Here is a 12,437-nt window from a genome sequence, read left to right on the forward strand (position 1 = left end):
GCGTCAAATCCCTAAACTGTCTGCTTTCCAATAACGACGGAGTTTTCCGTGGGCAGTTGCTCTAGTAGCACGCAAGCGTCGGCAATGTCCGGCGAGGCATTGGCCCGGTAACCCGCAGTCGTCACCGACTGCCGCTGCCGGTCTTCATGCCGCAGCGGTAGTGCATCGATCGCATCGACTCCCGATGGCCTCACGGCCACGGCGACCTCACGAGGCGATCCCGTTTTTCGCACCCCCTGACCGCAGTTCAGCGATTGATGGATGTGTTCGCACATCCGGAATGGCACGTTTGGCACATCTGTTTGGCGCTGCATCGATTCGTCGACCGCCGACAGCGTGCGAAGCCTGCCGACGCTTGCGTCGAATTCATGCATCGTTTTGCGCATCGCACGCGCTTCGCGCGCCCTCACGGGCCATGAAGCCTGCGCGAAGCCCATCGCCATGCGTCGCCAAGCCCCGGCATCCGCCGTCTCAGGCCCTTGATTCAGGAGGACACCATGACGCTGCACATGCTCATCCCTACGCTGTTCGATCGCGCCCGCGCCCGGCTAACGCCCGCGTCAAGCACGTCGAACCCCATCGCCTCGGCGACCGGCGGACTCGCCTCACCGCAATACCGGCTTGTCGTGCTCACTCTCGCGTCGAAAGCAGATGCCATCGACGCCAAGGTGCGCTACGCGCTGCACTCGCAGAAGCTCATACCGGAGACGGCCTCCCGCCTCGAGCGCTCAGGGGGCTATCTGCTGGAACTCGACTACGTACTGCGTTGCGAGCGCAGCCGTCGCGCCGCGCTCGTCCACCTTGTCTCCACACTCGGTGATACGCCCGGGGTTCGCGCCATTCGCTGGGAGACGGCACCGAATATGGCGCTGCGCTAACACACCGCTCCCCCCCCACCGCTAAGGCTATCGGCCCGGCAGGCACAGACGCTCACGCGCTCTCGCCCGTCGGGCCGATGCATTTCTGTCTCCACAACAACGCGTTTCGCGTCACGGAACACTCAAACCTATACGTTCACGTATAGGTTGTGCTAACATTCCGTTCATCTTCCGATCGGAGGCAAGCGTATGCCCGCAGATCTCGTTCCCCAGTCGTCCACCGAAACGCCGCCAGACGACCCGCACTTGCTGACCGTCGGTCAGGCCGCCGCCGCGCTTGGCGTGACGGCGCGCACGCTGAAGTACTACGAGGAATTGAATCTCGTTGTGCCCGCACGCAGCGGCGGACGCTATCGCATGTACACCAAGGCGGATCTCGCCACGTTCGGCCGCATTCTGCGCATGCGCTCGCTCGGCTTTTCGATCGCGGCGATCACGGAGATGCTCAAACGCCCGATGCGCCTGGTCGAAGCCGGTAAATCACGCATGAACGACGAGGATCTGCAGGTCGTTCGCGATGCCCTTCATTCGCAGCTCGATACCTTGCGCGAACGCACGGCGCAGGTGCGCCGAGAACTGCGCGAAGCGGAAAAGCTGGAAACGCAGATCACGCATGACCTGCAGTACATCGAGCAGCGCCTTCGTGGCGTGCCCGCAGACGAGTTGCTGGCAGAGCGCGCCGCGCGAATTCGCAAGCATTCGTCCCCCTGACTCCCCGCCACCGCACTCCCGCCCCGCCGCACGTCATGACATCTGCCGCCCAGCCGACCGGTTCCGATGCTTCTCCGCCCGCCGACCCGCTGCGGCCGATGCGCGTCGAGGCGTACCGCTACGCGCTCGGTCTGATCCCGGGGCTCGAGTTTTTCGAGAACGCGCTGCTCGTCTACTTCGCTGTCTACGTGTCGGGCGGTGTCGACGCCTCGCCTAAAGAGTTCGTGTGGATGACGACCGCCTACGGCATCGCCTCGGTCCTCGCTATCCTCAAACAGCAGTGGTTCGTCGAGCGCATCGGTTACCGCCGGTATCTGACGGCATCGTTGCTGCTCTATGCTTGCGGCGCAGTGCTTGCCGGAACCAGCGAAGGCGTGACGCAACTCGTGATCGCCCGGGCGTGCCAGGGGTTTTGCGCGGGAAGCTGGATGAGTTCGTGCCGAATCCTCGCACAGGTAAGCGTGCCCGCGGAGCGTCGCGGCAAGACCGTGCAGACGTTCGCGCTGCTGCTGTTTACCGGGTCGGCCGCCGCCCCGCTCATCGGCGGGCTACTTGTGTCCGAATACACCTGGCGCACGCTGTTTCTGTGTACCGCGCCGCCGGCCGTATTACTCGCAGGGCTGGCGTGGTTTTCGATACCCGATGTCGGCCGCCTGCGCGACCGCGCAACCGGTGGCAGCTACCCATTCGCGCCGTTCATGGCATTTGCGCTCGCCATGGGTGCATTTCAGGTCGTGCTTCAGGAGATGCGCTACACGCTGTGGCTGCAAACACCGTGGCTGCCACTGCTGACGGTCGCCGGCGTGGGCGCCCTTGTGTGGTTCGGCTATCACCAGTGGCAACACCCGACACCGTTCATCCGCCTGCAATCGCTGCGCCGCAAGGAGTTTCAGGTCGGATTGGTGTTGTATGCGGCCTATTACTATCTGGCGAACACGCAAAGCTATCTGATGCCGCGCATGCTCGAGCAAGGACTGGGTTTCACGGTCGAGCACACCGGCAAATTGCTCGGCTATTCGGCCCTGCTCACCGTCGCGCTGTTAATGGTGTATTTCCGCGTCGCCAAATTCATCACCAACAAAAAGTTGCTGATCGTCAGCGGTTTCGTGATGACGATTGCTACCAGTCTGTGGCTCGGGGCCATGCCACCGGACGCCGGTCAGTCACAGCTCTACGGGGTACTGGCGCTCAAGGCCGTATTTGGCATTTTCACTGTGCTGCCGGTCGCCAATCTGACGTTTCGCACCTTCGATCACGAGAGCTTTGTACATGGCTATCGGCTGAAGAACATTCTTCGTCAGCTCTCCGGCTCCTTCGCCGTATCGACGATCGTGGCGTTCGATCAGCATCGGGAAGCCCTTCATCGCACTCGCCTGACGGAAGTGGCCAATCCGTTCAACCCCATCTTCATGCAAACGCTCGATTCGCTCGCCAATGCGCTCACGCACGCCGGCGTGGCCGCCTCGCAAGCCCGTGGCGCCGCACTCGCCCAGATTGCCCAGATGATTCAGCGCCAGGCATCGTTCCTGTCGTTTATCGACGGCTTTCACTTCATTGCCATTGTGGCGCTGTGCGGTGCAATCTTTGCGGCAGTGCAAAAGCAGCTAAATTAGAATCGATGCGCCACCGGTGCACGACGGCTGCGTGTCGGCTGCACGAATACGCCGCCGATCCTTCGCGGTGGCGTTTAATTTCCGGCTACGCTCCTCATGCTCAAAACCTTGCTCGCCCGCCTCCGGCTTTCGGCCCCGCGCCCCGCCATCGACGACGCCCTCTGGCATGAGGTCGTAAGCGCCCTGCCGTTTCTCGCGCGGCGAAGTGCAGCCGACCTGAACAAGCTCCGCGAACTCGCGACCGACTTTCTGGCCAGCAAGCACTTCTCTACCGCGCACGATCTGCCGCTCACCGACGCCATGTGCGTATCGGTGGCCGCGCAAGCCTGCCTGCCGATCCTCCATCTGCCAAGCGCGCTGTATCGCGGATGGACCGGCATCGTGCTGTATCCGGGCGAATTCCTGATTCGCAAGACCGTGCAGGACGAAGCGGGCGTGGTGCACGACATCGAGCAGGAAGCGAGCGGCGAGGCATGGGAAGGCGGCCCGGTGGTGCTGTCGTGGCAAGACGTGCAGGCGAGCGACGTACTGGCGTACAACGTCGTGATCCACGAGTTCGTTCACAAGATCGATATGGAAGGCGGGGAAGCGGACGGCGTGCCGCCCATGCTGCGGCGTCTGCATGGCGATCTGACGCCGGAAGTCTGGTGCAACGTCTTCGACCCGGCCTACGAGGAGTTCTGCCACCACGTTGCCAACGTTCCCGATGACCGCTGGGACGCCTTTGCGTCGACCTCGCTGCTCGACCCATACGCCACCGAGCACGAGTCGGAATTTTTCGCCGTCTGCGCCGAAGCATTCTTTGTGGCTCCGGAGGCTTTCCGCGACGAATATCCGGCCCTGTACTCGTTGTTTTCGCGCTATTTCCTGCAAGATCCGGCCGCGCCGCCCGATAGCAATGACCCAGCCAACACCGGTACACCGCCCGCGACGGCCGCAACCCCATGAAAACTTTGCGAAAGTCATTGTTTTCATGGCATAATGCGCGTTTTACTCACCCGGAAAGTGGTTGACGCCTTCCCAGTCGCATGACAGTGACGGCGTTAGCGGGCCAACGGGGCGCCTCCCGGGGCATTTAACCCAGGCAACGTCCTCCCGCGCAGACTGGCTACCGACTTAACCCCAAGGTACATCATGAAAGAAGGCATCCACCCGGATTACCGCGAAGTCCTGTTCCGTGACATGACGCCCGGCGTCGACTTCGAATTCATCACCCGCTCGACGATCCACACCAAGGAAACGGCCGAGAAGGATGGCAAGACCTACCCGCTCGTGAAGATCGAAACGTCGTCGGCTTCGCACAACTTCTACACCGGCGAACAGCGCATCATGGACACGGCTGGCCGCGTGGACAAGTTCCGTCAGAAGTTCGGCAACCGCGCCGGCGGCAAGGTCGCCTAAGTTTCATCGGCGACACGCCAAACAACGCGATGCGGGGCCCGGCAGACGCTGTCGGGTCAGCACATCAGGGGGCGAGCCCCCGGCGTTTGGGAAGCATCGGAAAGGGGCAGCTCAGGCTGCCCTTTTTTGTTAGGTCTGGCCTGCGCCACCGCATCGGTTACTGTCATACTGTCGGCTTTTCCGGTATCCCAAGTGTTCCCGTAGCGTTAGCCCAAGCGTCACCCCAGGTTTCACCCCCGAGCCAGTTCCGGCTCGCTCCCTGAGTTATCCCGATCCGGCCAATGCGCCGGTCTTGTCGTCCGGCCTATGAAACGAGTTCGCATCACCGCCTCCGCCACCAGCGCGCTACCGCGTTCGCTGCTGATCGCCATTTGTGTCATCTATGTGCTGGCGGGGTTGTTCGGTCGCGATCCGTGGAAGAACGAAGACGCCGCAGGTTTCGGCATCATGTGGACGATGGCGCATGGGCAATTGTCCGACTGGCTGCTGCCGAATATCGCCGGGAAACCCATCTACGACAGTGGCCCGCTCGTGTCGTGGCTCGGTGCGCTCGCCATTCGCACTTTCTCATGGCTCGACGCGCCCGATGCCGCACGCATCGTCACCGGCCTGTGCTTCTACATCACCTGCACCTTCATCTGGTACGGCACCTACCTGCTTGGCCGCCGCCCGGAAGTGCAACCGTTCAAATATGCTTTCGGCGGCGAGCCCGAGCCGCGCGACTATGGCCGCACACTCGCCGACGGCGCACTGCTGATTCTGCTCGCCTGCTTCGGGCTGACGGAACGCGGGCACGAAACAACGTCGGCCGTGGGACAGCTCACGCTCATTTCCATGGCCATCTACGGTCTCGTGCGCAGCCTCGACAAGCCGCGCCAGGGTGCCGTGTGGTTCGGTCTCGCGCTGGGCGGCATGGCGCTCGCGTCGTCGCCGCTGCTGACCCTTTCGCTCTGGATCGCAGGCGTTGCCACGGCTGTCGTGTGTCGCGCCCTGCCCCTGCGCATGTTGCTGCTGATCTCTACGCCGATCACGCTGCTCGTTGCCTGTACCTGGCCGCTTGCCGCCCTCAAATTTGCCGACGGCGCGCGACAATGGCTCGGCGAATGGGCAGATATCGGGGTAGACGCCTTCAGCGGTCCGACGCTCCACTCGCTCAGCTACATCGCCAAGAACCTCGCCTTGTTCGCCTGGCCCGCGTGGCCGCTCGCCGCGTGGTCGCTGTACTCGTGGCGAGGCATGCGTCGCGCCCCGCACATTGCGATCGCCCTGGCGTTCACCATCGCGATTCTTGTGCTGATCGTGCTGCAAGCGCAGCAAGGCAACCAGTTGTTCATGCTTGCCCTGCCGCCTTTATCGATCATCGCCGCGTTCGGCCTGCCCACGCTCAAGCGCGGCACGGTCAATGCCATCGACTGGTTTGCCGTCCTGTCGTTTACCGTGCTGGCAGGCTTTGTCTGGATCGTCTGGCTGGCCGGCATCACCGGCTTCCCGGCATCTACGGCACGCAACCTCCGACGTCTGGTGCCCGGCTTCCAACCCGAATTCAGTTGGATCACGCTGTTCAGCGCCCTGCTTGTGACCGGCGCCTGGGTCGCGCTGGTGGCGTGGCGCGTGTCGCGCAGCCCGAAGGTGCTGTGGCGCAGCGTGGTGCTCTCATCGGGCGGCACCACGCTCATGTGGGTGCTGCTCATGACACTCTGGCTGCCGGTCGTGAACTACGGAAGAACGTACCGCGATGTGGCGGCTCAGATCGCCGCGCATCTGCCTGCGGACTACACCTGCATTCGCACCGCGCGCGTGGGCGACGCACAGCTTGCCTCGTTCGCGTACTTCGGCAAGATGCGCTTCGGTTCGGCCACCGACGATTGCGACGTGCTGCTGCGCCAGGATTCCCAGGATTACAGCGAACCGCTGTCGCTTGCGCCGTACGAATGGCGTCAGCTCTGGGAAGGCCGACGTGCGGCAGACCGCGACGAGCGCTTCCGCCTTTATGTATTGCAAGAGCGTCCGTGGCGCCGCGCCACACGTCCGCGTTAATCTCCCCACGCCATGTGGCATGACATCAAACGCATTGCCGGGCTCGCCTGGCCGGTTCTGATCGGCCAGTTGGCCGTCATCGCCTTCGGGGTGATGGATACGGCCATGGTCGGGCGCGCGTCGGCGTTCGATCTCGCGTCGCTCGCGCTCGGCGGGTCGATTTACATCACCGTGTATGTCGGCCTGATGGGCATCCTCGTAGCCCTCTCTCCGATTGCAGCACAGTTGTTTGGCGCGGGTAAGCGTGAAGCCATTGGCGAGGAAGTCCGTCAGGCGTTCTGGCTCGCCTTGTTCCTTGCCGTGCCGGGTTTCCTGCTGCTGTCGCATCCGCAGTTCATTCTGCAACTCTCCGAAGCCACGCCGGAACTCGAAGCGCGCGCAAGCGACTACCTTCAGATTCTCGCGTTCGGCCTGCCCGCCGCCCTGCTCTTTCGCGTGTACTCGTCGCTCTCAACGGCCGTGGCGCAGCCCCGCATCGTCATGATGATTCAGTTGACGGGTCTGGCACTGAAAGTACCGCTGAATCTTGCGCTGATTTACGGCGTGGAGCGCCTGGGGATTCCCGCCCTGGGCAGCACGGGCTGCGCTATCGCCACGACTGCCATCAACTGGGTGTCGTGCGCCCTGGGACTCGTGCTGATGGCACGTCACGCGAAGCTGCGCGAGTTCGGCATCTTCGCTCGATTCTGCTGGCCTCACTGGCAGGCCATTCGTGCGCTGCTCAAGCTCGGCGTGCCGATGGGGCTGAGTTACCTGATCGAAGTGACGGCGTATTCGTTCATGGCGATTTTCATTGCGCGTCTGGGTGACGTCACACTCGCTGGCCATCAGATCGCTGCAAACCTCGGCGCGCTCATGTACATGCTGCCGATGTCGATCGCGATTGCCACGGCAACGCTCACCGCGCAGGCCATCGGCTCGCGGGACTTTGCGCTGGCACGTCTGGTCGGACGCCGGGGGGTGGAGTTCGCCGGCACACTCGGCCTGATACTCGCTGCCCTCATGGGGTTCTGCCGCCCGCTGATTCTGGCTGCCTATACGTCCGATCCCCAGGTGGCCGCGGTTGCCACACCATTGCTGGCCATCGTCGCGTTCTACCACCTGTTCGATGCCCTTCAGGTGAACGCCGTGTTCGTCCTGCGCGCATGGAAGGTGGCGGTCGTGCCGACCATCATTTATGCCGTGTCGCTGTGGGGCGTAGGCCTAGGCGGCGGGTATGTGCTGGGCTTCAACGTCGGCGGCCTGACGCCCGCGTGGCTGCATGGCGCAGCAGGCTTCTGGTTCGCCAACACCGCAAGCATCGCGATCGCCGCCGCCGGCTTGCTGCTTTATCTGCGCTGGGTGGTGCGGGCAAAGTGTAACGACGGTACCGTATAAGCTGCGGCATCGCTGCACTGTCCGCGCTATGGCGAGGGTTTCGCTTCGCCGTTGAGCGACTTGTCAACGCCTGCGAAGAAGCCCTCGTAGACGTCACGCTCGAGAACCGTCTCCGTACGCGCGTCGCCATTACTGTCCCAGACGGTGCGATCGAACCGCACTCGCACGAGCAGCCCCGTGCCCTCCCCCGAAGCGCGCACCGCGACGATGGCCGCCAGACGCTCGTGATCCGGCTTGCCCGGTAACGCCCCGACACGCGACTTCAACGCACCCCGCAGTATCTCGCGCCACTTCGGCACCAATACCGTGTGCCGCTCGGCTTCGACCATCTCGGTGTCGCGATCGACCGTCACCGGCGCAAACCCCTGCTTGGCAAGGGTTGCGGCAATGGCGTCGAGCATTTGCATGGATGTCGACCCCGGGAAGCGACGGTCGCGCAGCGATCTCAGTGTCTCGCGTTGCGCGTCGGTAAGATCGACACTCACTTGCCGCGAGCTATAGCGAAACAGTTGTCCGGCACTGCCGGTTTCCCGCTCATTTGAGGGCGTGGCGGCACACGCGCCGAGTGCCATCGAGACACTCACCGTCGCCATGCAAACGGAACGTCGAACGCGCATCGAAGCGATAGGGGAAGCGGTGCAAAGGCGAATGAGCTGAAGGGATATAGGCACGAGCGCGATCAGAAGGACAAAGTGCGCACCTATAATAGGAACCCGCGCCGCCCGCGACAAACGAGTTATTTTTGCCAACGTATTAGCCGTTCTTCAAGGTTTTGCCATGCGCCGATTGCCGCCGCTCAATGCCCTGCGCAGCTTCGAAGCCGCCGGTCGCCTGAACAGTCTGACGCTGGCTGCGGAAGCCCTGAACGTGACGCAAAGCGCCGTCGCACAACAAATCCGTGTGCTCGAAGACTTCCTGGGACAAAAACTCTTCGAACGCGACGGCCGGACGATTCGCCTCACAGTTCGCGGACGCCATTACTGGACCGACGTTTGCGCATGTCTGGGTCGACTCACCGAGGCGACCGAGCAGATGTTGAACATGACCGCCACCACACCGTTGCGCGTAAATGCATCGACGTCATTTCTGCACGCCTGGTTACTCCCGCAACTTCCCCGCTTTCGGGCGCAGTATCCCGACATCCCCATCGAGGTTGTCGCGACACCCGACACCAACGTCATTCACCTGGACGATACGAGCGATGTCGTGATCCGGCGCTATACGCCGGAGTTACGACGGCGCGGCTTCGTGAGCCGTCCGTTGATGCGTAACGAAGCCGTGGCGGTGTGCGCCCCCACGCACCCCATGCTAGCCACGCTGCGCGAACCGGCCGACTTGCTCGGCGCCCCCTTGCTGCATTACGCGGGGATGCCGCAGGCGTGGCAGTACTGGTTTCACCGTGCCGGAGTCGCCGTCAGCGAAACGCTGCGCGGCGCGTTTTTCGAAGAGTTCCTGCTATCGCTGCGCGCGGCGGTCAGCGGCCTGGGTATTTGTCTCGCTCCGCGCGGCGTCGTGCGTGACGACCTCGACAATGGACAGCTCGTCGCACTGTTCGACGACACCGTCACTCTCGAGGGGCCTCCCTACCACACCCTTTGCCGGGAGACGGATAGCGAGCCTCACCTCGCAACGTTCATTGACTGGCTTCAATGCAGCGTCGATCCGCAAGACCGTCCAGCGCTGGCGGCGTAACTCGCCTGCGCCGCCAGCGGACGCAAGCAAACGCGACATCCGGCATAGGCCCGAAAGCCCCCCCCATTCAAGGGTCGCCCGCGTACGCTCGTGCGAGCGCTCCCATGCTCAGACACGGCCCCCTCGCCACTTGCGTGACACACGGCATCGCTCAATGCCGACGAGAGCGGCCGTTTGGTCGCCTTCGCCCGAACCTTCGTTGTACGACAACGCAGCATCAATAGCGCCCTATCACACCCTCTGTCGGTAGATATCACTCAAAGCTTGAGATTCTAGGGCTTCTCATAAAAACGGGTAAACCCGCAAAGGCATTCCGAGGAACTTTCCATAGAATGTTGTCTGACGACATACAACGAATCGTGTGTTGCGACACTCCTCATTTTTGGTCTGATCAACGTCCACCTGCCATGAGCCGAACCCCCATCGTCACCGAACTGCGCGTTATCCCCGTCGCTGGCCGCGACAGCATGCTGCTGAACCTGAGCGGTGCGCACGGCCCCTTCTTCACGCGCAACCTGATCATCCTTCAGGACAGCGCCGGCCATACGGGCGTTGGCGAGGTGCCCGGCGGTGAAGCTATCCGCCAGACACTCGAAGACGCGCGCCCGTATGTGGTGGGCCAGTCGGTCGCGAACATTCAGGCGGTGCTCGGCCAGACACGGCGCGCCTTCGCCGATCGCGACTCTGGTGGGCGTGGATTGCAGACATTCGACCTGCGCACGACGATTCATGCGGTGACTGCACTCGAAGCGGCATTGCTCGACTTGCTGGGCCAACATCTCGAGGTGCCGGTCGCAGCATTACTAGGCGAGGGCCAGCAGCGTCGCGAAGTCGCCATGCTCGGCTACTTGTTTTTCATCGGCGATCGTCACGCCACCGACCTACCCTATGCGGACAACCATGCGGCGCGCGACGATTGGGAGCGCGTACGCACCGAAGTTGCCATGACGCCCGAAGCCATCGTACGTCTGGCAGAGGCCGCACACGCTCGCTACGGTTTCCAGGACTTCAAACTCAAAGGGGGAGTGCTGAATGGCAATGCCGAGATCGAGGCGGTCACGGCACTCGCCAAGCGCTTTCCTCAGGCGCGCGTCACGCTCGATCCGAACGGCGCATGGTCGCTTGCCGAGGCAATACGGTTATGCCGCGACAAGCATGGCGTGCTCGCTTACGCGGAAGATCCGTGTGGTGCCGAGAATGGGTATTCGGGCCGTGAAGTCATGGCGGAGTTCCGTCGCGCCACAGGATTGCCGACAGCCACCAACATGATTGCGACCGACTGGCGCCAGATGGGTCACGCGATTCAATTGCAATCCGTCGACATTCCTTTGGCCGATCCGCACTTCTGGACGATGCAAGGGTCGGTGCGCGTGGCGCAGATGTGTCACGAGTGGGGTCTCACATGGGGATCGCACTCGAACAATCACTTTGATGTCTCGCTGGCGATGTTCACGCATGTGGCCGCAGCGGCACCCGGCAAGATCACGGCAATCGACACGCACTGGATCTGGCAGGACGGTCAGTACCTTACGAAGAATCCTCTGCAAATCGTCGGCGGCAACGTTCAGGTGCCGACCTCACCGGGCCTCGGTATCACGCTGGACATGAACGCCGTGGAAGCCGCCCATGCCCTGTATCTGGAGCATGGACTTGGCGCACGCGACGACAGCGTCGCCATGCAATACCTCGTTCGAGACTGGAAATTCGATCCGAAGCGACCCTGCCTCGTGCGCTGAAAGAAGCGATTCGGAGCGTCGCGGCACGAAAATCCGCCTCGCTCTGTCGCCGTCAGATTGAAATGCGCCTAATTTTCAGATTTTTTCAATATCACGCGAAAAATCCGCACACGGGGTTGAGACAAGATCATTTGGGGAAATTGTGACGCCGAAGCCCCCTGAAAGCCTCGTTGCAAGGCATCGAAATAAGAGCGAAATCAGCGTCCGGAAATAAAAAAAGCCCAGGCATCAGCCTGGGCTTTCTTCGTTTGGCGGAGCGGACGGGGCTCGAACCCGCGACCCCCGGCGTGACAGGCCGGTATTCTAACCAACTGAACTACCGCTCCAAACTTGCTACAGCATTGTGAAGTGACTCACTTTGCTTTCCTGCTAGTTGTCCGGCATTGCCGCGTTTTCACGCGCAGATTACCGAACTTCGTAGGTTTTGGCGGAGCGGACGGGGCTCGAACCCGCGACCCCCGGCGTGACAGGCCGGTATTCTAACCAACTGAACTACCGCTCCAAAACCGACAAAAAAACCCGCCATACTTTCAGCGGGCTTTACGCCACAAACTGCTGGCATTTTCAAACTGATACCGACTCGCTACCGGCACCAATTCTGGCGTCCCCTAGGGGATTCGAACCCCTGTACTCACCGTGAAAGGGTGATGTCCTAGGCCTCTAGACGAAGGGGACAAAATCGTCAAAACTTTGTCTGTTTCGCTTTACTGCATTTCGCGAAGAACGCTATTCTAAACAACATTTCTTCGCTTGTGAAGCTTTATTTTCAAGTTTTTTGCATCGTTTTTGCAAGAATCTTGCTCTTCCGACGCAGCCTGAAAATCAAGCTTCTGAATCCGTGGTGGAGGTAAGCGGGATCGAACCGCTGACCTCTTGCATGCCATGCAAGCGCTCTCCCAGCTGAGCTATACCCCCCGAACAGAGAAATGAGATTCTAATGACAAACCCATTTCCTGTAAATACCCATCTCGCATTTTTTCCGCATTATTTTG

11 protein-coding genes and 4 tRNA genes are annotated in these 12,437 nt (G+C 61.8%); 9 read left to right on the top strand and 6 right to left on the bottom strand.

The window, feature by feature from the left end; translation table 11 throughout:
- Positions 1 to 11 precede the first annotated feature (11 nt).
- Positions 12 to 443, bottom strand: a complete 432-nt coding sequence (locus AT395_RS15610; protein WP_048629714.1) for a hypothetical protein — start codon at positions 441 to 443, stop codon at positions 12 to 14.
- 54 nt (positions 444 to 497) lie between these two features.
- Here AT395_RS15610 and AT395_RS15615 point away from each other — a divergent pair, with 54 nt between their 5' ends.
- The 7 genes from AT395_RS15615 (at position 498) to AT395_RS15645 (ending at position 8,017) form a co-directional block, all read left to right on the top strand.
- Positions 498 to 878 (top strand): hypothetical protein, encoded by a 381-nt coding sequence (locus AT395_RS15615; RefSeq protein ID WP_042116506.1) that lies wholly within the window; start codon positions 498 to 500, stop codon positions 876 to 878.
- A gap of 189 nt (positions 879 to 1,067) precedes the next feature.
- Positions 1,068 to 1,589: a MerR family transcriptional regulator gene (locus tag AT395_RS15620; protein ID WP_042116507.1), complete on the top strand. Its 522-nt coding sequence runs from the start codon at positions 1,068 to 1,070 to the stop codon at positions 1,587 to 1,589.
- 35 nt (positions 1,590 to 1,624) lie between these two features.
- Positions 1,625 to 3,202 (top strand): MFS transporter, encoded by a 1,578-nt coding sequence (locus AT395_RS15625; RefSeq protein ID WP_048629715.1) that lies wholly within the window; start codon positions 1,625 to 1,627, stop codon positions 3,200 to 3,202.
- Positions 3,203 to 3,298: 96 nt separating this feature from the next.
- Positions 3,299 to 4,150, top strand: coding sequence for a M90 family metallopeptidase (locus AT395_RS15630; RefSeq protein WP_042116508.1), 852 nt, complete (start codon positions 3,299 to 3,301; stop codon positions 4,148 to 4,150).
- A 186-nt stretch (positions 4,151 to 4,336) separates the two neighbouring features.
- Positions 4,337 to 4,603 carry a type B 50S ribosomal protein L31 gene (locus tag AT395_RS15635; RefSeq protein WP_042116510.1) on the top strand — a complete coding sequence of 89 codons (267 nt, stop codon included), beginning with the start codon at positions 4,337 to 4,339 and terminating at the stop codon, positions 4,601 to 4,603.
- 306 nt (positions 4,604 to 4,909) lie between these two features.
- Positions 4,910 to 6,640, top strand: coding sequence for an ArnT family glycosyltransferase (locus AT395_RS15640; protein WP_042116511.1), 1,731 nt, complete (start codon positions 4,910 to 4,912; stop codon positions 6,638 to 6,640).
- Positions 6,641 to 6,652: 12 nt separating this feature from the next.
- On the top strand, positions 6,653 to 8,017 hold the full coding sequence (locus AT395_RS15645; protein WP_042116513.1) for an MATE family efflux transporter: 1,365 nt from the start codon (positions 6,653 to 6,655) through the stop codon (positions 8,015 to 8,017).
- 26 nt (positions 8,018 to 8,043) lie between these two features.
- On the opposite strand, the gene AT395_RS15650 is transcribed toward AT395_RS15645, so the two are convergent.
- Entirely contained in the window at positions 8,044 to 8,610 is a 567-nt protein-coding gene (locus AT395_RS15650; RefSeq protein WP_224787450.1) for a hypothetical protein, read from the bottom strand.
- 184 nt (positions 8,611 to 8,794) lie between these two features.
- Between AT395_RS15650 and AT395_RS15655 the strand changes: the two genes are divergently transcribed.
- A complete protein-coding gene (locus tag AT395_RS15655; protein WP_048629716.1) occupies positions 8,795 to 9,709 on the top strand; it encodes a LysR substrate-binding domain-containing protein in 915 nt (304 codons plus the stop codon).
- Positions 9,710 to 10,116: 407 nt separating this feature from the next.
- A complete protein-coding gene (gudD, locus tag AT395_RS15660; RefSeq protein ID WP_048629717.1) occupies positions 10,117 to 11,445 on the top strand; it encodes a glucarate dehydratase in 1,329 nt (442 codons plus the stop codon).
- Positions 11,446 to 11,694: 249 nt separating this feature from the next.
- Here gudD and AT395_RS15665 read toward each other — a convergent pair.
- From AT395_RS15665 to AT395_RS15680, 4 genes are all read right to left on the bottom strand, one after another.
- A tRNA-Asp gene (locus AT395_RS15665) sits at positions 11,695 to 11,771 on the bottom strand.
- 99 nt (positions 11,772 to 11,870) lie between these two features.
- A tRNA-Asp gene (locus tag AT395_RS15670) sits at positions 11,871 to 11,947 on the bottom strand.
- A 97-nt stretch (positions 11,948 to 12,044) separates the two neighbouring features.
- Positions 12,045 to 12,120: transfer RNA gene (locus AT395_RS15675), tRNA-Glu, on the bottom strand.
- A gap of 164 nt (positions 12,121 to 12,284) precedes the next feature.
- A tRNA-Ala gene (locus AT395_RS15680) sits at positions 12,285 to 12,360 on the bottom strand.
- Positions 12,361 to 12,437 lie beyond the last annotated feature (77 nt).

The sequence above is a fragment of the Pandoraea apista genome (assembly GCF_001465595.2).
GTDB classification, from domain to species: Bacteria; Pseudomonadota; Gammaproteobacteria; order Burkholderiales; family Burkholderiaceae; genus Pandoraea; species Pandoraea apista.

What these genes read in the sequence shown, in the direction of transcription:
- AT395_RS15610 (WP_048629714.1), bottom strand. Translation starts at nt 443, where the DNA reads ATGGCGATGGGCTTCGCGCAGGCTTCATGGCCCGTGAGGGCGCGCGAA.
- AT395_RS15615 (WP_042116506.1), top strand. Translation starts at nt 498, where the DNA reads ATGACGCTGCACATGCTCATCCCTACGCTGTTCGATCGCGCCCGCGCC.
- AT395_RS15620 (WP_042116507.1), top strand. Translation starts at nt 1,068, where the DNA reads ATGCCCGCAGATCTCGTTCCCCAGTCGTCCACCGAAACGCCGCCAGAC.
- AT395_RS15625 (WP_048629715.1), top strand. Translation starts at nt 1,625, where the DNA reads ATGACATCTGCCGCCCAGCCGACCGGTTCCGATGCTTCTCCGCCCGCC.
- AT395_RS15630 (WP_042116508.1), top strand. Translation starts at nt 3,299, where the DNA reads ATGCTCAAAACCTTGCTCGCCCGCCTCCGGCTTTCGGCCCCGCGCCCC.
- AT395_RS15635 (WP_042116510.1), top strand. Translation starts at nt 4,337, where the DNA reads ATGAAAGAAGGCATCCACCCGGATTACCGCGAAGTCCTGTTCCGTGAC.
- AT395_RS15640 (WP_042116511.1), top strand. Translation starts at nt 4,910, where the DNA reads ATGAAACGAGTTCGCATCACCGCCTCCGCCACCAGCGCGCTACCGCGT.
- AT395_RS15645 (WP_042116513.1), top strand. Translation starts at nt 6,653, where the DNA reads ATGTGGCATGACATCAAACGCATTGCCGGGCTCGCCTGGCCGGTTCTG.
- AT395_RS15650 (WP_224787450.1), bottom strand. Translation starts at nt 8,610, where the DNA reads ATGGCGACGGTGAGTGTCTCGATGGCACTCGGCGCGTGTGCCGCCACG.
- AT395_RS15655 (WP_048629716.1), top strand. Translation starts at nt 8,795, where the DNA reads ATGCGCCGATTGCCGCCGCTCAATGCCCTGCGCAGCTTCGAAGCCGCC.
- gudD (WP_048629717.1), top strand. Translation starts at nt 10,117, where the DNA reads ATGAGCCGAACCCCCATCGTCACCGAACTGCGCGTTATCCCCGTCGCT.